Source organism: Pseudomonas sp. TH04 (assembly GCF_016651355.1).
Taxonomy (GTDB): domain Bacteria; phylum Pseudomonadota; class Gammaproteobacteria; order Pseudomonadales; family Pseudomonadaceae; genus Aquipseudomonas; species Aquipseudomonas fluorescens.
This window is the reverse complement of the sequence record NZ_JAEKEA010000001.1, coordinates 2,764,890-2,783,903: the sequence shown is the minus strand read 5'-3', so window position 1 is coordinate 2,783,903 and position 19,014 is coordinate 2,764,890. Positions and strand designations below refer to the sequence as shown.

General features: G+C 56.9%; 11 protein-coding genes, 2 tRNA genes and 3 rRNA genes. 10 read left to right on the top strand and 6 right to left on the bottom strand.

Going from position 1 to position 19,014, the window contains the following annotated elements:
* The 6 genes from JFT85_RS12630 to JFT85_RS12605 all read right to left on the bottom strand — a co-directional run bounded on the left by JFT85_RS12630 (position 1) and on the right by JFT85_RS12605 (position 6,181).
* On the bottom strand, positions 1–1,359 hold the full coding sequence (locus JFT85_RS12630) for an 8-oxoguanine deaminase (protein WP_201229938.1): 1,359 nt from the start codon (positions 1,357–1,359) through the stop codon (positions 1–3).
* A gap of 204 nt (positions 1,360–1,563) precedes the next feature.
* On the bottom strand, positions 1,564–2,250 hold the full coding sequence (locus JFT85_RS12625; protein WP_069550946.1) for an SDR family oxidoreductase: 687 nt from the start codon (positions 2,248–2,250) through the stop codon (positions 1,564–1,566).
* A gap of 186 nt (positions 2,251–2,436) precedes the next feature.
* Positions 2,437–3,018 (bottom strand): IMPACT family protein, encoded by a 582-nt coding sequence (locus JFT85_RS12620; protein WP_053254182.1) that lies wholly within the window; start codon positions 3,016–3,018, stop codon positions 2,437–2,439.
* Positions 3,019–3,030: 12 nt separating this feature from the next.
* Entirely contained in the window at positions 3,031–3,690 is a 660-nt protein-coding gene (locus JFT85_RS12615; protein WP_053254183.1) for a TetR/AcrR family transcriptional regulator, read from the bottom strand.
* Between the two features lie 87 nt (positions 3,691–3,777).
* A complete protein-coding gene (locus JFT85_RS12610) occupies positions 3,778–5,172 on the bottom strand; it encodes a uracil-xanthine permease family protein (protein WP_053254184.1) in 1,395 nt (464 codons plus the stop codon).
* 88 nt (positions 5,173–5,260) lie between these two features.
* Positions 5,261–6,181, bottom strand: a complete 921-nt coding sequence (locus JFT85_RS12605; protein ID WP_201229937.1) for a LysR family transcriptional regulator — start codon at positions 6,179–6,181, stop codon at positions 5,261–5,263.
* Between the two features lie 124 nt (positions 6,182–6,305).
* Here JFT85_RS12605 and JFT85_RS12600 point away from each other — a divergent pair, with 124 nt between their 5' ends.
* The 10 genes from JFT85_RS12600 (at position 6,306) to JFT85_RS12555 (ending at position 18,851) form a co-directional block, all read left to right on the top strand.
* Positions 6,306–7,655 (top strand): aspartate aminotransferase family protein, encoded by a 1,350-nt coding sequence (locus JFT85_RS12600; protein WP_053254186.1) that lies wholly within the window; start codon positions 6,306–6,308, stop codon positions 7,653–7,655.
* Between the two features lie 39 nt (positions 7,656–7,694).
* Positions 7,695–9,188 (top strand): CoA-acylating methylmalonate-semialdehyde dehydrogenase, encoded by a 1,494-nt coding sequence (locus JFT85_RS12595; protein ID WP_053254187.1) that lies wholly within the window; start codon positions 7,695–7,697, stop codon positions 9,186–9,188.
* Between the two features lie 625 nt (positions 9,189–9,813).
* Positions 9,814–11,350: ribosomal RNA gene (locus tag JFT85_RS12590) — 16S ribosomal RNA — on the top strand.
* An 82-nt stretch (positions 11,351–11,432) separates the two neighbouring features.
* Positions 11,433–11,509, top strand: a tRNA-Ile gene (locus tag JFT85_RS12585).
* Positions 11,510–11,539: 30 nt separating this feature from the next.
* Positions 11,540–11,615 (top strand) — tRNA-Ala (locus JFT85_RS12580).
* Between the two features lie 250 nt (positions 11,616–11,865).
* Positions 11,866–14,757, top strand: a 23S ribosomal RNA gene (locus JFT85_RS12575).
* Between the two features lie 171 nt (positions 14,758–14,928).
* Positions 14,929–15,044: ribosomal RNA gene (gene rrf / locus JFT85_RS12570) — 5S ribosomal RNA — on the top strand.
* The 16S, 23S and 5S rRNA genes sit together here with 2 tRNA genes alongside, the layout of an rRNA operon.
* Positions 15,045–15,285: 241 nt before the next feature.
* The gene (locus JFT85_RS12565) at positions 15,286–15,945 is read left to right on the top strand and encodes a paraquat-inducible protein A (protein WP_053254200.1); all 660 of its coding nucleotides are present in this window, start codon (positions 15,286–15,288) and stop codon (positions 15,943–15,945) included.
* The gene (locus JFT85_RS12560) at positions 15,932–16,555 is read left to right on the top strand and encodes a paraquat-inducible protein A (RefSeq protein WP_053254201.1); all 624 of its coding nucleotides are present in this window, start codon (positions 15,932–15,934) and stop codon (positions 16,553–16,555) included. The genes JFT85_RS12565 and JFT85_RS12560 overlap by 14 nt, the downstream gene beginning before the upstream one ends.
* The gene (locus JFT85_RS12555) at positions 16,548–18,851 is read left to right on the top strand and encodes a PqiB family protein (protein WP_053254202.1); all 2,304 of its coding nucleotides are present in this window, start codon (positions 16,548–16,550) and stop codon (positions 18,849–18,851) included. Before JFT85_RS12560 ends, JFT85_RS12555 begins: the two co-directional genes overlap by 8 nt.
* Positions 18,852–19,014: the final 163 nt, after the last annotated feature.

Below are 19,014 nucleotides of genomic sequence, written 5' to 3'. Positions count from 1 at the left end.
TTAGGTTCCGGCGATCAACTGCCGCGCCGCCTGGGTGTGGTCGGCGATCAAGCCTTTGAGGTCCAGGCCTTCGACCTGGCCGTCGATGACTCGCCATTTGCCGCCGATCATCACCCTGTCCGCACGGTCGGCGCCGCATAACAGCAGCGCCGAAATCGGATCGTGGCTGCCGGAGAAGCGCAGTTCGTCGAGTTTGAATAGCGCCAGGTCAGCCTGTTTGCCTACCGCCAACTCACCAATGTCCGTACGCCCCAGCAGTTGCGCCGAGCCCTTGGTCGCCCAGCCCAGCACGCCTTCAGGCGTGATCTTTTCCGCGCCGTAACGCAGGCGCTGGATGTACAGGGCCTGGCGGGCTTCGAGGATCATGTTGGATGCATCGTTGGAGGCGGAACCGTCCACGCCAAGGCCAATGGGCGCACCGGCGGCAAGCAGGTCCAGGGTCGGGCAGATACCGGAAGCCAGGCGCATATTTGAGCTCGGGCAATGGCCGATGCCCGTGCCCGCAGCCCCCAGGCGCGCGATTTCATCCGGGTTGAAGTGAATCCCATGGGCCAGCCAGGTGCGTGGGCCGAGCCAGCCGACGCTGTCGAGATAATCCACGGTGCGCAGGCCGAAACGCTGCAGGCAGAAGTCTTCCTCATCGAGGGTTTCTGCCAAATGCGTGTGCAGGCGCACGTCGAGGTTGTTGGCCAGTTCGGCGCTGGCTTCCATGATTTCCGGCGTGACGGAAAACGGCGAGCAGGGCGCCAGGGCGATCTGAATCTGCGCGCCGTCGCCACGCTGGTGGTATTCGCGGATCAGGCGTTGGCTGTCTTCGAGAATGACTTGGCCTTGTTGCACGGTTTGTTGCGGCGGCAGGCCGCCATCGGCCTCGCCCAGGCTCATGGAGCCTCGCGTAAGCATGGCGCGCATGCCCAGCTCGCGCACGCTATCGACCTGTACGTCGATGGCATTTTCCAGGCCGTCGGGGAACAGGTAGTGGTGATCGGCTGCCGTGGTACAGCCCGAGAGCAGCAGTTCCGCGAGCGCGACTTTGGAGGCCAGGGCGAGTTTTTCAGGGGTCAAACGCGCCCAAACCGGATACAGGGTTTTCAGCCACGGGAACAACGGCTGATTAACGACCGGCGCCCAGGCGCGTGTCAGGGTTTGATAGAAGTGATGGTGGGTGTTGATCAAACCGGGAAGAATCACGTGCTCGCGGGCGTCGAACACGTGTCCACAAGGTACTGCGGGCTCTTGGCTCCAGCCCAGCACTTCGGTGATCACACCGTCTTGCAGCACCAGGCCACCACGGGCGTCGAGGCCATTGGCAGTGAAAATCGCGAGGGGGTTTTTTAACCAGATACGGGTCGCAGGCATTGGCCGGCTCCTCTGAATGATGGGTTCAGGTTTGCCAGCTCAGTGTTGCCCTGTCTGCTGATCCAGGGTCGCCGGTGAAGGCGAGGTGGCTAGATTACGTGTAGTTCGCGATCTGGTCTAGGTGTAGGAAAGCGCACCCGATCAGTGTGGGAAGAGGCAAGTCGAATCGTCGCATTGCTCGTCCTACCTGTTGATCCGGGGTCCTTACCAGGCAATGGTGTCGCCTTTGTAGTCAACAAAGTGATGGCCGCCCTTGCCTGTGTAGGCATTCACCTGATCCACCAGGCCCCGCACGCTGGTGTCGACATCGATCTGTGCGTTTTCGCCGCCCATGTCGGTCTTCACCCAGCCCGGGTGCAGCGACAGCACGGTGAGTGTGTGGTCGCCCAGCTGGGTGATAAAGCTATTGGTCATGGAGTTGAGTGCGGCCTTGCTGGCCTTGTACAGCGCCAGGTCCGAACCATCGGGAATGGTCACGCTGCCGAGCACTGAGCTCATGAAGGCCAGTACACCGCTGTCTTTGCGGATCTGCCCGACAAACCGCTGGGCCAGGTTGATCGGCGCCACGGCGTTAGTGAAAAACAGCTGGCCGACTTCCGCGAGGGTGGCGTGGCCAGGTTCCTGGTTGGCCGGGCCTTTGACGCCCGCGTTGACGAACAGCAGGTCGAAGGTGCGGTCCTTGAGGCGCTGGCTCAGGGCGATTACGGCTTGCTGATCGTCCATGTCCAGTTTCTCGATCTGTGCCGGGCCAACGGCTTTCAGGGCATCGGCCTTGTTCGGATCGCGCACGGTGGCGGTCACGTCCCAGCCGTCCTCGATCAATTGCTTGACCAGGCCAAGGCCCAGCCCGCGCGAGGCGCCGATGATCAGTGCAGTTTTTGGCGTAGACATGCAGGGCTTCCTTTGAAGTCGCGGTTCAGGAAATTGAGCGAACTACATTAGCGCAGACTTGGCTAAATGGCGCGAAGTCTCATTGGACAAAAAGTGAACAGCGCCCGCAACGCCTTGTGACAGAAGGGTTACAGGCGGATGTGCTCAGGTTATCCACAGGCGGGTGCACAGTAGATGTGGGCAGTTTCAGCGTTCCAGCAGGATACGCCCACGGCTCAGGTCGGCGAGTTGAGTCTGCAGCGTAGCGATGTGTGCTTCGCCCAGTGCAAGCTGTAACTCGACGCCGTTGGCGGTGAAGGTTTCTTCCGTCACCAGCCCGCCCAGTTCGGCAACGCGCAGTTTCACCAGGTTCAATTCGGAAAAACCGCAGGCGCAACTCAGCGGTACGCGGCTGATCAACTCGATGCGGTCGGCAGTCTGCAGGCATTTGTTTGCGCCGCCGCCGTAGGCGCGGGCCAGGCCGCCGGTGCCCAGTTGGATGCCGCCGTACCAGCGGATCACCAGCACCGCGACTTGATCAAACCCCTGGGCTTCGATGGCCGCCAGAATCGGTCGACCGGCAGTACCGCCGGGCTCGCCATCGTCATTGCTGCGGTACTGGTCGGCCAGTTTCCAGGCCCAGCAGTTGTGCGTGGCGTTCAGGTCACTGTGCAGCTCAAAAAACGCCTGGGCGTCTTGCGGGCTGGTGATGGGCGCCGCCAGGGTGATAAAGCGGCTTTTGCGTATTTCTTCACGAAATTCGCAAAGGCCTGTGAGCGTGAAAGGCATAAATCGCTTCGTTTATAGGGCCGGCTTGATGCCACAGCCTTTGAGAATGATGTGGATCAGGTTGGTGCCCGCGTCTTCCATGTCTTGCTTGGTCAGCTTGGTACGCCCGGTGACGCGGCAGATCTGGGTGGCGAAGTCGGCGTAGTGCTGGGTGCTGCCCCACAACAGGAAGATCAGGTGCACGGGGTCGATGGGGTCCATCTTGCCGGCGTCGATCCAGGCCTGGAACACTGCCGCCCGGCCACTGAACCAGGCGCGGTAGTCCTGGCTGAAATATTCGGTGAGGCATTCGCCGCCACTGATGATTTCCATGGCGAAAATTCGCGAGGCTTGCGGGTGGCGCCGGGAAAATTCCATTTTGGTGCGGATGTAGCGGGTGAGCGCCACGGCCGGGTCGTCCTCGGCGGTGAGCGCGTTGAACGTGCTGTCCCACAATTCAAGGATATTGCTCAGCACCGCGATGTACAGGCCGAGTTTGTTGGTGAAGTAATAGTGCAAATTAGCCTTGGGCAGCCCGGCACTCGAGGCAATGGTGTTCATGCTGGTGCCTTTGTAGCCATGGCGCGCGAACTCGTCTTCAGCAGCCTGGAGAATTGCTTGTTCATTCTTTTGCCGAATGCGGCTGGCGGGTTTACCGGCGTGGTTGCTGTGGGCAGGAACTTCGAGGCTCATGGAGGTTTCCGTGCTGATCGATAGAGACGACGTGTGCACAGATAACCCACCCTCAAGCCTCAGACAAGTCCCGATGCAATAAAACCGTCAAAGCGGTTCCAGCGTGTCGCTTTCCGGGGCGTGGTTTGCGGCAATGCGCGCCGCTTTGGCTTCGGGCAATAATAGGCACAACACGATGGCGGTCAGGCCCCCGCTGGTGATGGCTGAGTCGAACAGGTTTTGCACCAAAGGCGGCATCAAATGCAGCAGGTTCGGTTGTGCGGCAATGCCCAGGCCGACGCCAAATGAGGTGGCAATGATCAGCATGCTGCGCCGGTCCAGCGGTGCCTGGGCGAGGATGCGCACACCGGCGGCGGCCACGCTGCCGAACATCACCAGGGTCGCGCCGCCCAATACCGGCTTGGGAATTTGCTGCAGCACGGCGCCAATCAGCGGAAACAGCCCGAGGCAACACAGCACCACGCCGATGTATAAACCGACGTAACGGCTGGCCACGCCGGTGAGTTGAATCACGCCGTTGTTCTGCGCGAAGGTCGTATTCGGAAAGGCGCTGAAAGTGGCCGCGATCATGCAACTGACGCCATCGCCGAGTACGCCGCCTTTGAGCCGGCTTATATAAGACGGGCCGCTGATAGGCTGGCGAGCGATCATACAATTGGCGGTGAGGTCGCCGACGGTTTCGATGCTGCTGATCAGATAAATCAGCGCGATGGGCAGGAAGGCGCTCCAGTCGAAATTGAAACCGAAGCGAAACGGTATCGGCAGGCTGACCAGCGGCAGGTCGGGCAAGGCTTGCGGCACCAGTTTGCCACTGAACCACGCCGCGAGGCTGCCGAGGGCCAGGCCGATGATGATCGCCGAGAGGCGCACCCACGGGGTGTTCGAGCGGTTCAGCAGGATGATGGTCAGCACCACGAACAGACCCAGCGCCAGGTTGGTGGGCGCGCCGAAGTCGGGAGCGTTGAACCCCCCGCCAAGGTCGGTGATGCCCACTTTGATCAGGCTGATACCGATCAAGGTGATGACGATGCCGGTCACCAATGGCGTGATGACTCGACGCAGTTGCCCGATAAACCGGCTCAGCACGATTTGTACGGCCGCGCCGAAGAAGCACACGCCGAAGATCATCGCCATGATGTCCTCCGGGCTACCGCCACGTTGCTTGACCAGGAACCCCGCCGACAACACCGCGCCGAGAAACGCAAAGCTGGTGCCTTGCAGGCAGATCATCCCGGCACCTATGCCAAAAGGTCTACGCGCCTGGATGAACGTTCCTACGCCGGAAACCATCAACGCCATGCTGATCAAGTAGGGCAGGTGAGCGGTGAGGCCAAGGGTGGAGCCGATGATCAGCGGTGGAGTGATGATGCCAACGAAGGCAGCCAGCACATGTTGCAAGGCTGCCAGTAGGGCGGGGATCGGTTTGGGGCGATCGTTGAGGCCGTAGATCAGGTCGCTGGGGCTGGAGGATTCTGGTGGCATGGCGGGCAAACTCGAGACGGACGGTTCTAGGTCCTGGCTCCCTTGCAAAAAGCTGTCCAGTTGCTCAGCTTTTAGCAAAAGGCCCGGCTTAGCACGTTGCCGCCAAACTCTCGAGAAAGCTTTCCAGCACCAAATGAGGGCGACGCCCCTTGCGCGTGACCGATGCGAGGCTTAAATCGTAAAAGCGTGTAGCCGGTTTCAGCGCACGCAGTCGGCCTTGTTGCACCCAAAGACTGGCGTAGTGGTCGGGCAAGTAGCCGATATAGCGACCGGTGAGGATCAGGAAAGCCATGCCTTCGCGGTCCGAGGCGCTGGCGGTGCAGTTGAGTGCCTGGTAATGGGCCTGGATCTCGGCAGGCAGACGGAAGGTTGGGGCGATGGCGTCCTGGCTGTCGATACGGGTGTCGTCCAGTTGCTTGTCGTCGGCATAAAACAATGGGTGGCCGACCGCGCAGTAGAGCAGCGAACGCTCGCTGTACAGCGGTTGGTATTCGAGGCCTGACAAGGCGCTGGCCTGAGGCACCACACCGACATGCAGGCGACCGTCGAGTACACCTTGCTCGACTTCGTTGGGGGCGATCATGCGGATCTGGATTTGCACGTCGGGGCCGCGTTCCTTCAATTGCGCCAGGGCATGTGTGATGCGCATATGGGGCAGGGTGACGAGGTTGTCGGTGAGGCCGATGATCAACTCGCCGCGCAAGTGCTGGTGCAGACCGTTCACCTCAGTGCGAAAACTTTCCAGGGCGCTTAATAGCTGCAGGGCCGATTGATACACCTCGCGGCCTTCTTCGGTCAGGGAGAACCCGGCGCGCCCGCGTTGGCACAGCCTTAATCCGAGGCGTTGCTCCAGGTCGCTCATTTGCTGGCTGATGGCCGAGCGGCCGATACCCAGTACGGTTTCCGCCGCCGAGAAACCACCGCACTCCACCACGCTGCGGAAGATGCGCAACAGGCGTATATCGAAGTCGCTGACTTGGGCCAGAGGGTCGGATCGACGGCTGCTCATAGTTTAGTGAAGGCCTGACTGAAGGTTAGAAGAGTTGGATTTCACCGACTTTATCCCCGTGGCAATTTAGCTGCAAGAACGCTTTCAATCCCGACGCTGCCTTTTGCCTTGCGAGGTTTTGCTGATGAACATGCCCGAAAACGCCCCTTCGTCCCTGGCCAGCCAACTGAAGTTGGATGCTCACTGGATGCCCTACACCGCTAACCGTAACTTCCAGCGTGACCCGCGCCTGATCGTGGCCGCCGAAGGCAGCTGGTTGACCGATGACAAGGGGCGCAAGGTGTACGACTCATTGTCGGGCCTGTGGACGTGCGGCGCCGGGCATACCCGCAAGGAAATCCAGGCAGCTGTATCCAAACAATTGGGCACGCTGGACTACTCCCCAGGCTTCCAATACGGTCATCCGTTGTCATTCCAACTGGCGGAAAAGATTACCGATCTGACCCCAGGCAACCTGAACCACGTGTTCTTCACCGATTCCGGTTCCGAGTGCGCCGATACCGCAGTGAAGATGGTACGTGCTTACTGGCGCCTGAAGGGCCAGGCGACCAAGACCAAAATGATCGGCCGCGCCCGTGGTTATCACGGTGTGAACATTGCCGGTACCAGCCTGGGCGGCGTCAACGGTAACCGTAAGCTGTTTGGTCAAGGCTTGATGGATGTTGACCACCTGCCTCACACCTTGCTGGCGAGCAATGCCTTCTCCCGTGGCATGCCGGAGCAGGGCGGTATCGCCTTGGCCGATGAGCTGCTCAAACTGATCGAGTTGCACGACGCGTCGAATATCGCGGCGGTGTTTGTCGAGCCGATGGCCGGCTCCGCGGGCGTGCTGGTGCCGCCGCAAGGCTATCTCAAACGTCTGCGTGAGATCTGCGACCAGCACAACATCCTGCTGGTGTTCGATGAAGTCATCACCGGTTTCGGCCGTACCGGCTCGATGTTCGGTGCCGACAGCTTTGGCGTGACCCCGGACCTGATGTGCATCGCCAAGCAAGTCACCAACGGCGCGATCCCGATGGGCGCGGTGATTGCCAGCAGCGAGATCTACCAGACCTTCATGAACCAGGCGACGCCGGAATACGCGGTGGAATTCCCCCACGGTTATACCTACTCGGCGCACCCGGTGGCTTGCGCCGCTGGCCTGGCGGCATTGGACCTGTTGCAGAAAGAAAACCTGGTGCAGAGCGTCGCCGAGGTTGCCCCGCACTTTGAGAATGCGCTGCACGGTTTGAAGGGCAGCAAGAACGTGATCGATATTCGCAACTACGGCCTGGCCGGCGCGATCCAGATTGCCCCGCGTGACGGTGATGCCATCGTGCGTCCATTTGAGGCGGGTATGGCCTTGTGGAAAGCCGGTTTCTACGTGCGCTTTGGCGGTGACACCCTGCAGTTCGGGCCAACCTTCAACAGCAAGCCGCAGGACCTGGATCGCCTGTTCGATGCGGTCGGCGAAGTGCTGAACAAGATCGACTGATTTCTCCTTCTATATAGAACAACTTTTCAGGAGCCCTGCATGAGCCTTATCCAGCATTTGATCAACGGCCAGTTGGTCAGTGAGTCCGGTCGCACTGCCGATGTGTATAACCCGTCCACCGGCCAGGTGATTCACCAAGTGCCGTTGGCCAGCCGCGAAACCATTCAACGTGCAATCGACTCGGCCAAGGCGGCCTTCCCGGCCTGGCGCAATACCCCACCGGCCAAGCGCGCTCAGGTGATGTTTCGTTTCAAGCAATTGCTGGAGCAGAACGAAGCACGTATCTCGCAGTTGATCAGCGAAGAGCATGGCAAGACCTTGGAAGACGCTGCGGGCGAATTGAAACGCGGGATCGAGAACGTGGAGTACGCCTGTTCGGCGCCGGAGATTCTCAAGGGCGAATACAGCCGTAACGTGGGGCCGAACATCGATGCGTGGTCGGATTTCCAGCCGTTGGGCGTAGTGGCTGGTATTACCCCGTTCAACTTCCCGGCGATGGTGCCCTTGTGGATGTACCCGCTGGCGATCGTGTGCGGCAACTGTTTCATCCTGAAACCATCGGAGCGTGATCCAAGTTCGACGCTGCTGATTGCACAACTGCTGCAGGAAGCGGGTCTGCCCAAAGGCGTGCTGAGCGTGGTGCACGGTGACAAGGGCGCGGTGGATGCGCTGATCGAAGCGCCGGAAGTCAAGGCGCTGAGCTTTGTAGGGTCGACGCCGATCGCCGAATACATCTACTCCGAAGCGACCAAACGCGGCAAACGCGTGCAGGCACTGGGTGGGGCGAAGAACCACGCAGTGCTGATGCCGGATGCGGATCTGGATAACGCCGTGAGCGCCCTGATGGGCGCGGCGTATGGTTCCTGCGGTGAGCGCTGTATGGCGATCTCGGTTGCCGTTTGCGTAGGTGACCAGGTGGCGGATGCGTTGATTGCCAAGCTGGTGCCGCAGGTCAAGGCCCTGAAGATCGGTGCGGGCACTTCGTGTGGCCTGGATATGGGACCGTTGGTGACTGGCCAGGCACGGGACAAAGTCAGTGGCTATATAGAAGACGGTGTGGCGGCGGGTGCCGAGCTGGTGGTGGACGGTCGTGGCCTGAGTGTTGCCGGGCATGAAGAGGGCTTCTTCCTGGGCGGCAGTCTGTTTGACCGTGTGACCCCCGAGATGCGCATCTATAAAGAAGAAATCTTTGGGCCGGTATTGTGTGTGGTTCGAGTTGATAGCCTGGAAGCGGCGATGCAACTGATCAACGATCACGAGTATGGCAACGGCACCTGCATCTTCACCCGTGACGGCGAGGCGGCACGCCTGTTCTGTGACGAGATTGAAGTGGGCATGGTCGGTGTTAACGTGCCACTGCCGGTGCCCGTGGCGTATCACAGCTTTGGTGGCTGGAAGCGGTCGTTGTTTGGCGACTTGCATGCCTATGGGCCGGATGGGGTGCGTTTCTATACCCGTCGCAAGGCGATTACCCAGCGTTGGCCGCAACGGGCCAGCCATGAAGCATCGCAATTTGCGTTTCCTAGTTTGTAAGGTGTTGTAGTTAAAAGCCGGCCCCTTGGGGCCGGCTTTTGCGTTGTGGGCCTTGTTGATCGATATGACAGAAATATGAAAAAGGTGTTGACGGCAGATTCTGGACGTCTATAATTCGCCCCACTTCCGGCGCAGTCGAAACGGAAAACTCCTTGGTAAACAAGAAGTTATGCAGAATTCGACAGCGAGTTGCTTCAGGTCATCGAAGCCCAGAAGGAGTTGGTAGAGCAGTGTTGTTTGGCTCTATTAACGTTTCGATCCTCTCGGTCGAAAGCGGAGGAAAAGAGGTGTTGACAGCAGCGTGTAACGCTGTAGAATTCGCCTCCCGCTAACGAGAGATCGGAAGCGCAAGTGGTTGAAGTTGTTGAGGAATTCCTCGAAAACTTCTGAAAATAATCACTTGACAGCAAATGAGGCTGCTGTAGAATGCGCGCCTCGGTTGAGACGAAAGATCTTAACCAACCGCTCTTTAACAACTGAATCAAGCAATTCGTGTGGGTGCTTGTGGAGTCAGACTGATAGTCAACAAGATTATCAGCATCACAAGTTACTCCGCGAGAAATCAAAGATGTAACCAACGATTGCTGAGCCAAGTTTAGGGTTTCTTAAAAACCCAAAGATGTTTGAACTGAAGAGTTTGATCATGGCTCAGATTGAACGCTGGCGGCAGGCCTAACACATGCAAGTCGAGCGGTAGAGAGAAGCTTGCTTCTCTTGAGAGCGGCGGACGGGTGAGTAAAGCCTAGGAATCTGCCTGGTAGTGGGGGATAACGTTCGGAAACGGACGCTAATACCGCATACGTCCTACGGGAGAAAGCAGGGGACCTTCGGGCCTTGCGCTATCAGATGAGCCTAGGTCGGATTAGCTAGTTGGTGAGGTAATGGCTCACCAAGGCGACGATCCGTAACTGGTCTGAGAGGATGATCAGTCACACTGGAACTGAGACACGGTCCAGACTCCTACGGGAGGCAGCAGTGGGGAATATTGGACAATGGGCGAAAGCCTGATCCAGCCATGCCGCGTGTGTGAAGAAGGTCTTCGGATTGTAAAGCACTTTAAGTTGGGAGGAAGGGCATTAACCTAATACGTTAGTGTTTTGACGTTACCGACAGAATAAGCACCGGCTAACTCTGTGCCAGCAGCCGCGGTAATACAGAGGGTGCAAGCGTTAATCGGAATTACTGGGCGTAAAGCGCGCGTAGGTGGTTTGTTAAGTTGGATGTGAAATCCCCGGGCTCAACCTGGGAACTGCATTCAAAACTGACTGACTAGAGTATGGTAGAGGGTGGTGGAATTTCCTGTGTAGCGGTGAAATGCGTAGATATAGGAAGGAACACCAGTGGCGAAGGCGACCACCTGGACTAATACTGACACTGAGGTGCGAAAGCGTGGGGAGCAAACAGGATTAGATACCCTGGTAGTCCACGCCGTAAACGATGTCAACTAGCCGTTGGGAGCCTTGAGCTCTTAGTGGCGCAGCTAACGCATTAAGTTGACCGCCTGGGGAGTACGGCCGCAAGGTTAAAACTCAAATGAATTGACGGGGGCCCGCACAAGCGGTGGAGCATGTGGTTTAATTCGAAGCAACGCGAAGAACCTTACCAGGCCTTGACATCCAATGAACTTTCTAGAGATAGATTGGTGCCTTCGGGAACATTGAGACAGGTGCTGCATGGCTGTCGTCAGCTCGTGTCGTGAGATGTTGGGTTAAGTCCCGTAACGAGCGCAACCCTTGTCCTTAGTTACCAGCACGTAATGGTGGGCACTCTAAGGAGACTGCCGGTGACAAACCGGAGGAAGGTGGGGATGACGTCAAGTCATCATGGCCCTTACGGCCTGGGCTACACACGTGCTACAATGGTCGGTACAGAGGGTTGCCAAGCCGCGAGGTGGAGCTAATCCCACAAAACCGATCGTAGTCCGGATCGCAGTCTGCAACTCGACTGCGTGAAGTCGGAATCGCTAGTAATCGCGAATCAGAATGTCGCGGTGAATACGTTCCCGGGCCTTGTACACACCGCCCGTCACACCATGGGAGTGGGTTGCACCAGAAGTAGCTAGTCTAACCTTCGGGAGGACGGTTACCACGGTGTGATTCATGACTGGGGTGAAGTCGTAACAAGGTAGCCGTAGGGGAACCTGCGGCTGGATCACCTCCTTAATCGACGACATCAGCTGCTCCATAAGTTCCCACACGAATTGCTTGATTCATTGAAGAAGACGATAAGAAGCAGCCCGAAATTGGGTCTGTAGCTCAGTTGGTTAGAGCGCACCCCTGATAAGGGTGAGGTCGGCAGTTCGAATCTGCCCAGACCCACCAATTTTGTGTGGGAAACGCCTGTAGAAATACGGGGCCATAGCTCAGCTGGGAGAGCGCCTGCCTTGCACGCAGGAGGTCAACGGTTCGATCCCGTTTGGCTCCACCACTACTGCTTCTGAAGTTTCGAAAGCTTAGAAATGAGCATTCCATTGTGATGATGGTGAATGTTGATTTCTAGTCTTTGATTAGATCGTTCTTTAAAAATTTGGGTATGTGATAGAAAGATAGACTGAACGTTACTTTCACTGGTAACGGATCAGGCTAAGGTAAAATTTGTGAGTTACTCGTAATTGAGTATTATCGAATTTTCGGCGAATGTTGTCTTCACAGTATAACCAGATTGCTTGGGGTTATATGGTCAAGTGAAGAAGCGCATACGGTGGATGCCTTGGCAGTCAGAGGCGATGAAAGACGTGGTAGCCTGCGAAAAGCTTCGGGGAGTCGGCAAACAGACTTTGATCCGGAGATGTCTGAATGGGGGAACCCAGCCATCATAAGATGGTTATCTTACGCTGAATACATAGGCGTAAGAGGCGAACCAGGGGAACTGAAACATCTAAGTACCCTGAGGAAAAGAAATCAACCGAGATTCCCTTAGTAGTGGCGAGCGAACGGGGACTAGCCCTTAAGTGGCTTTGAGATTAGCGGAACGCTCTGGAAAGTGCGGCCATAGTGGGTGATAGCCCTGTACGCGAAAATCTCTTAGTCATGAAATCGAGTAGGACGGAGCACGAGAAACTTTGTCTGAATATGGGGGGACCATCCTCCAAGGCTAAATACTACTGACTGACCGATAGTGAACTAGTACCGTGAGGGAAAGGCGAAAAGAACCCCGGAGAGGGGAGTGAAATAGATCCTGAAACCGTATGCGTACAAGCAGTGGGAGCAGACTTTGTTCTGTGACTGCGTACCTTTTGTATAATGGGTCAGCGACTTATTTTCAGTGGCGAGCTTAACCGAATAGGGGAGGCGTAGCGAAAGCGAGTCTTAATAGGGCGTCTAGTCGCTGGGAATAGACCCGAAACCGGGCGATCTATCCATGGGCAGGTTGAAGGTTGGGTAACACTAACTGGAGGACCGAACCGACTACCGTTGAAAAGTTAGCGGATGACCTGTGGATCGGAGTGAAAGGCTAATCAAGCTCGGAGATAGCTGGTTCTCCTCGAAAGCTATTTAGGTAGCGCCTCATGTATCACTGTAGGGGGTAGAGCACTGTTTCGGCTAGGGGGTCATCCCGACTTACCAAACCGATGCAAACTCCGAATACCTACAAGTGCCGAGCATGGGAGACACACGGCGGGTGCTAACGTCCGTCGTGAAAAGGGAAACAACCCAGACCGTCAGCTAAGGTCCCAAAGTTATGGTTAAGTGGGAAACGATGTGGGAAGGCTTAGACAGCTAGGAGGTTGGCTTAGAAGCAGCCACCCTTTAAAGAAAGCGTAATAGCTCACTAGTCGAGTCGGCCTGCGCGGAAGATGTAACGGGGCTCAAACCATACACCGAAGCTACGGGTATCACGTAAGTGATGCGGTAGAGGAGCGTTCTGTAAGCCTGTGAAGGTGAGTTGAGAAGCTTGCTGGAGGTATCAGAAGTGCGAATGCTGACATGAGTAACGACAATGGGTGTGAAAAACACCCACGCCGAAAGACCAAGGTTTCCTGCGCAACGTTAATCGACGCAGGGTTAGTCGGTCCCTAAGGCGAGGCTGAAAAGCGTAGTCGATGGAAAACAGGTTAATATTCCTGTACTTCTGGTTATTGCGATGGAGGGACGGAGAAGGCTAGGCCAGCTTGGCGTTGGTTGTCCAAGTTTAAGGTGGTAGGCTGGAATCTTAGGTAAATCCGGGATTCTAAGGCCGAGAGCTGATGACGAGTTAACTTTTAGTTAACGAAGTGGTTGATGCCATGCTTCCAAGAAAAGCTTCTAAGCTTCAGGTAACCAGGAACCGTACCCCAAACCGACACAGGTGGTTGGGTAGAGAATACCAAGGCGCTTGAGAGAACTCGGGTGAAGGAACTAGGCAAAATGGCACCGTAACTTCGGGAGAAGGTGCGCCGGTGAGGGTGAAGGACTTGCTCCGTAAGCTCATGCCGGTCGAAGATACCAGGCCGCTGCGACTGTTTATTAAAAACACAGCACTCTGCAAACACGAAAGTGGACGTATAGGGTGTGACGCCTGCCCGGTGCCGGAAGGTTAATTGATGGGGTTAGCTAACGCGAAGCTCTTGATCGAAGCCCCGGTAAACGGCGGCCGTAACTATAACGGTCCTAAGGTAGCGAAATTCCTTGTCGGGTAAGTTCCGACCTGCACGAATGGCGTAACGATGGCGGCGCTGTCTCCACCCGAGACTCAGTGAAATTGAAATCGCTGTGAAGATGCAGTGTATCCGCGGCTAGACGGAAAGACCCCGTGAACCTTTACTATAGCTTTGCACTGGACTTTGAATTTGCTTGTGTAGGATAGGTGGGAGGCTTTGAAGCGTGGACGCCAGTTCGCGTGGAGCCAACCTTGAAATACCACCCTGGCAACTTTGAGGTTCTAACTCAGGTCCGTTATCCGGATCGAGGACAGTGTATGGTGGGTAGTTTGACTGGGGCGGTCTCCTCCTAAAGAGTAACGGAGGAGTACGAAGGTGCGCTCAGACCGGTCGGAAATCGGTCGTAGAGTATAAAGGCAAAAGCGCGCTTGACTGCGAGACAGACACGTCGAGCAGGTACGAAAGTAGGTCTTAGTGATCCGGTGGTTCTGTATGGAAGGGCCATCGCTCAACGGATAAAAGGTACTCCGGGGATAACAGGCTGATACCGCCCAAGAGTTCATATCGACGGCGGTGTTTGGCACCTCGATGTCGGCTCATCACATCCTGGGGCTGAAGCCGGTCCCAAGGGTATGGCTGTTCGCCATTTAAAGTGGTACGCGAGCTGGGTTTAGAACGTCGTGAGACAGTTCGGTCCCTATCTGCCGTGGACGTTTGAGATTTGAGAGGGGCTGCTCCTAGTACGAGAGGACCGGAGTGGACGAACCTCTGGTGTTCCGGTTGTCACGCCAGTGGCATTGCCGGGTAGCTATGTTCGGAATAGATAACCGCTGAAAGCATCTAAGCGGGAAACTAGCCTCAAGATGAGATCTCACTGGGACCTTGAGTCCCCTGAAGGGCCGTCGAAGACTACGACGTTGATAGGTTGGGTGTGTAAGCGCTGTGAGGCGTTGAGCTAACCAATACTAATTGCCCGTGAGGCTTGACCATATAACACCCAAGCAATTTGACTACTCCTGACTTGGAAACAAGCAGAAGCATCAGATTGCGGTGTGTGAAGACGATAGAACCGAAAGTTCGAATTTCACAAAACACCGAAAGCTATCACATACCCAATTTGCTGAAGCGAGGCCAACTGGCCACGACTCAGTACCCGAATTTCTTGACGACCATAGAGCATTGGAACCACCTGATCCCATCCCGAACTCAGTAGTGAAACGATGCATCGCCGATGGTAGTGTGGGGTTTCCCCATGTGAGAGTAGGTCATCGTCAAGATTAAATTCCAAAACCCCTGTTTGCTAACGCAGACAGGGGTTTTGTTTTGGGCGGTCGAAAAGTGCAAAGGGCTATAGGCATCCACAATGTGCTGACCTGTACGCACGCTGCCTCACCTGCACCATCGCCCCGCGTGTTTTTCGATAGGTCGCTCAATCCTGCCCGACAAATTTGCACAGTTATTTCTGAACCAGACCATTAGAATAGGCACCTAACCTTTTTTAGAATCCGAGCCCTATTTATGCCCGATCCGGTTGATACCCCCGAGGTGTCGGATTTACCACTGGATGATCTGGTGGCATGCCATGAGTGTGACTTGCTGATGCGCAAGCCAACGCTCGCCCTGGGCGAAAAGGCTCAATGCCCACGCTGCGGCTACGAGCTCTACGCTCATCGCCACAACGTCGTTGAACGAAGCCTCGCCTTGGTAATAGCCGCGTTGTTGCTGTACATCCCCGCGAACTTTTTACCGATCATGCAGCTCAATCTACTTGGGCAATCGTCAGAGGACACCGTGTGGAGTGGCGTCGTCGGCCTGTTCGATACCGGTATGCAAGGTGTGGCGGCTGTCGTGTTCCTGTGCAGCATGGGCATTCCCCTGCTCAAGTTGCTCTGCCAATTAGCGGTGCTACTTAGCATTCGCTGGAAGATCGGGCGCAGTTATGGGCTGTTGCTCTATCGCATTTACCATCACTTGAAGGATTGGGGAATGTTGGAGGTCTACTTGATGGGGGTACTTGTCGCGATCGTTAAGCTCGCCGACATGGCTTCTATCACGATTGGCCTGGGGCTGATCTGCTTCGTCAGTCTATTAATCGTTCAGGTTCTGCTTGAGGTGGTGATGTCGCCCCACCAGATCTGGCAGGCATTGGCAGGAGAGGATGATCATGCGGGCGATTGATGCAGGCATTCTGATTTGTACCGAATGCCACGAGTTGAACAAGCAAGAGGCCGACACCGATGAGCAGCTCTGCACGCGTTGCGGTGCACTGATCCATGCCCGTCGCCCCAACAGCCTCATGCGTACCTGGGCGTTACTGATCACTGCGGCGATCTTGTATATTCCCGCTAATTTGTTGCCAATCATGACCGTCAACTCCCTTGGCCAGGGCGACCCCAGTACCATCATGGCGGGGGTGATTCAGTTGGTGCAGCACGGTATGTTTCCCATCGCTGCCGTGGTGTTTATCGCCAGCATCCTGGTACCGACATTCAAACTGGTAGGCATTGGCCTGTTGCTGTTCTCGGTGCAGCGCCACCAACCGCTGTCCGCGCAGCAACGCATCATTATGTACCGCTTTATCGAATTCATTGGCCGCTGGTCCATGCTGGATATCTTCGTGATCGCCATCCTGGTAGCGGTTGTTAACTTTGGGCGACTTGCCAGTGTCGAGGCCAATCTTGGCGCTGCAGCATTCGCCAGTGTGGTGATCTTGACGATGCTTGCCGCAGTAACTTTTGATCCCCGACTGATTTGGGACAACACGGAGTCGGACGACGACCATGAGTGATTTGCCAAAAGCTAAAACCCGCCCAGCTTCCAATTGGTCGGCCATCTGGGTGTTGCCATTGGTTGCGCTGATCATTGGCGGCTGGTTGGGGTGGCGCGCCTATTCCCAGCAAGGCATTGAGATCCAGGTCCGCTTTGAAAGCGGCGAGGGCATCCAGGTCAACAAGACCGAAGTGGTCTACAAAGGCATGACCGTGGGCAAGGTCAAGACGCTGGCTCTGGACGACGAGGGCAGCAATCGCGGTGTGATCGCCACCATTGAGATGAACAAGGATGTCGAGCAATACCTTAAGACCAACACCCGTTTCTGGCTGGTCAAACCCAGCGTCAGCCTCGCTGGCATCACGGGCCTGGAAACCCTGGTCTCGGGTAACTACATTGCCGCCAGCCCTGGCGACGGTGAGCCCACCCGCAAATTCAAGGCGCTCTCCGAAGAGCCGCCTTTGTCAGACGCCAAGCCCGGCCTCCACCTGACCATCAAGGCCGATCGCCTGGGTTCGCTCAACCGTGGCAGTCCGGTGTTCTACAAGCAGATCCAGGTCGGTCAGGTCAAAAGCTACCTGCTGTCCGAAGACCAGAGCACTGTCGAGATCAAGGTCTACATTGAGCCGACCTACGCCAATCTGGTGCGCAAACACACACGTTTCTGGAACGCCAGCGGCATCAGCATCGACGCGAACCTCTCCGGCGTAAAAGTGCGCAGCGAATCCCTCTCCAGCATCGTCGCCGGCGGTATCGCGTTCGCCACACCCGAGAATCGCAAGGACAGCCCACCCACCGACCCGAGTTTGCCCTTCCGCCTCTACGAAGACTTCGACGCTGCCGCAGCCGGCATCAAGGTCAAGGTTAAACTCACTGACTTCGAGGGCCTGCAAGCCGGGCGTACTCCGGTCATGTACAAAGGCATCCAGGTCGGTAGCCTGAAAACCCTGAAGATTGACCCGGACCTCTCCAGTGCCAACGCCGAGCTGACCCTCGATCCGCTCGCCGAAGATTACCTGGTACAGGACACCCAGTTCTGGGTGGTCAAGCCATCCATCTCCCTGGCGGGTATCACGGGCCTGGAAGCCTTGGTCAAAGGTAACTACATCGCCATTCGCCCCGGCGATAAAGGCAGCGCGCCACAACGCGAGTTCGTCGCGCGTGCCAAAGCGCCGCCGTTGGACCTGCGTTCCCCAGGCCTGCACATGGTGCTGTTCACGGACAACCTCGGCTCCCTGGATGTCGGCAGCCCGATCCTCTACAAGCAGGTCAAAGTGGGTTCGGTGCAGAGCTACCAGTTCTCGCGCAAGAACAAACAACTGGTGATCGGCGTCCACATCGAGAAGGAATACGAGAACCTGGTCAACGGCTCGACGCGTTTCTGGAATGCCAGCGGCGTCACGCTGACCGGCGGCCTCACCGGCGGCATCCAGGTTAAGAGTGAATCCCTCGCCAGCCTGATGGCCGGTGGTATCGCCTTCGAAACGCCGGAACCGAATGTGCCGCTGAAAAAACGCATCCCGCGTTTCCGTCTGTTTGCTGATCGTGAAGCGGCCAATCAACATGGCACCCTCGTGACCATCAAGGTCGATCGCGCCGACGGTTTGCGCCCGGGCACGCCCGTGCGTTTCAAAGGCCTGGATGTGGGCAAGATCGAGCACGTCGACCTAAGCGCCGACATGCAATCCGTGCTGCTCAGCGCGCGTATTACCCAAGTGGCCGATCGGATCGCGCGCGCAGGCAGCCAGTTCTGGGTGGTCAAGCCTGAGCTGGGCCTGATGAAAACCTCGAACCTGGAAACCCTGGTGACCGGCCAATACATCGAAGTGCTGCCCGCCGCGAAAAACCTGGGGCCGCAAAAAAGCTTCGTCGCATTGGACAAGCCGCCGGAGGCTGTTCACCAAGAGGCAGGCCTGAGCCTGGTACTCAGCGCTGCACGCCGTGGCTCGTTGAAAGAGGGCGTCCCGGTCACTTACCGCGAAGTCACTGTCGGCAAAGTCACCGGCTATGAGCTGGGCCAGACCGCCGACCGGGTGCTGATTCACATCCTGATCGAGCCCAAATACGCGCCGCTGGTGCGTGGTGGCAGTCGCTTCTGGAACACCAGCGGTTTTGGACTCGACTTCGGCTTGTTCAAAGGGGCGACGGTTCGCACCGAATCCCTGGAAACCCTCGTCGCCGGCGGCATCGCCTTCGCAACGCCAGACGGCGAGCGCATGGGCAATGCCGCACGCCCACAGCAAACCTTTCCGTTGTTCGACAAGTTCGAAGATGAATGGCTGACTTGGGCGCCTAAAATTCCGCTCGGCAAATAAACCGAGGCGCGGCCTTCGCGAGCAACACCGCTCCCACATTCGACTGCGTTCCTACAGGATAAACGCGGTCAAAAGTGGGGGCGGGCTTGCTCGCGAAGAGGCCCTTAAAAAACACCGCAAAAAAAAGGCCGCGATCCATAAGATCGCGGCCTTTTTGCATTTC

Excerpts from the sequence above, each read along its gene's own strand:
- JFT85_RS12630 (WP_201229938.1), bottom strand. The coding sequence starts at position 1,359 with ATGCCTGCGACCCGTATCTGGTTAAAAAACCCCCTCGCGATTTTCACT.
- JFT85_RS12625 (WP_069550946.1), bottom strand. The coding sequence starts at position 2,250 with ATGTCTACGCCAAAAACTGCACTGATCATCGGCGCCTCGCGCGGGCTG.
- JFT85_RS12620 (WP_053254182.1), bottom strand. The coding sequence starts at position 3,018 with ATGCCTTTCACGCTCACAGGCCTTTGCGAATTTCGTGAAGAAATACGC.
- JFT85_RS12615 (WP_053254183.1), bottom strand. The coding sequence starts at position 3,690 with ATGAGCCTCGAAGTTCCTGCCCACAGCAACCACGCCGGTAAACCCGCC.
- JFT85_RS12610 (WP_053254184.1), bottom strand. The coding sequence starts at position 5,172 with ATGCCACCAGAATCCTCCAGCCCCAGCGACCTGATCTACGGCCTCAAC.
- JFT85_RS12605 (WP_201229937.1), bottom strand. The coding sequence starts at position 6,181 with ATGAGCAGCCGTCGATCCGACCCTCTGGCCCAAGTCAGCGACTTCGAT.
- JFT85_RS12600 (WP_053254186.1), top strand. The coding sequence starts at position 6,306 with ATGAACATGCCCGAAAACGCCCCTTCGTCCCTGGCCAGCCAACTGAAG.
- JFT85_RS12595 (WP_053254187.1), top strand. The coding sequence starts at position 7,695 with ATGAGCCTTATCCAGCATTTGATCAACGGCCAGTTGGTCAGTGAGTCC.
- JFT85_RS12565 (WP_053254200.1), top strand. The coding sequence starts at position 15,286 with ATGCCCGATCCGGTTGATACCCCCGAGGTGTCGGATTTACCACTGGAT.
- JFT85_RS12560 (WP_053254201.1), top strand. The coding sequence starts at position 15,932 with ATGCGGGCGATTGATGCAGGCATTCTGATTTGTACCGAATGCCACGAG.
- JFT85_RS12555 (WP_053254202.1), top strand. The coding sequence starts at position 16,548 with ATGAGTGATTTGCCAAAAGCTAAAACCCGCCCAGCTTCCAATTGGTCG.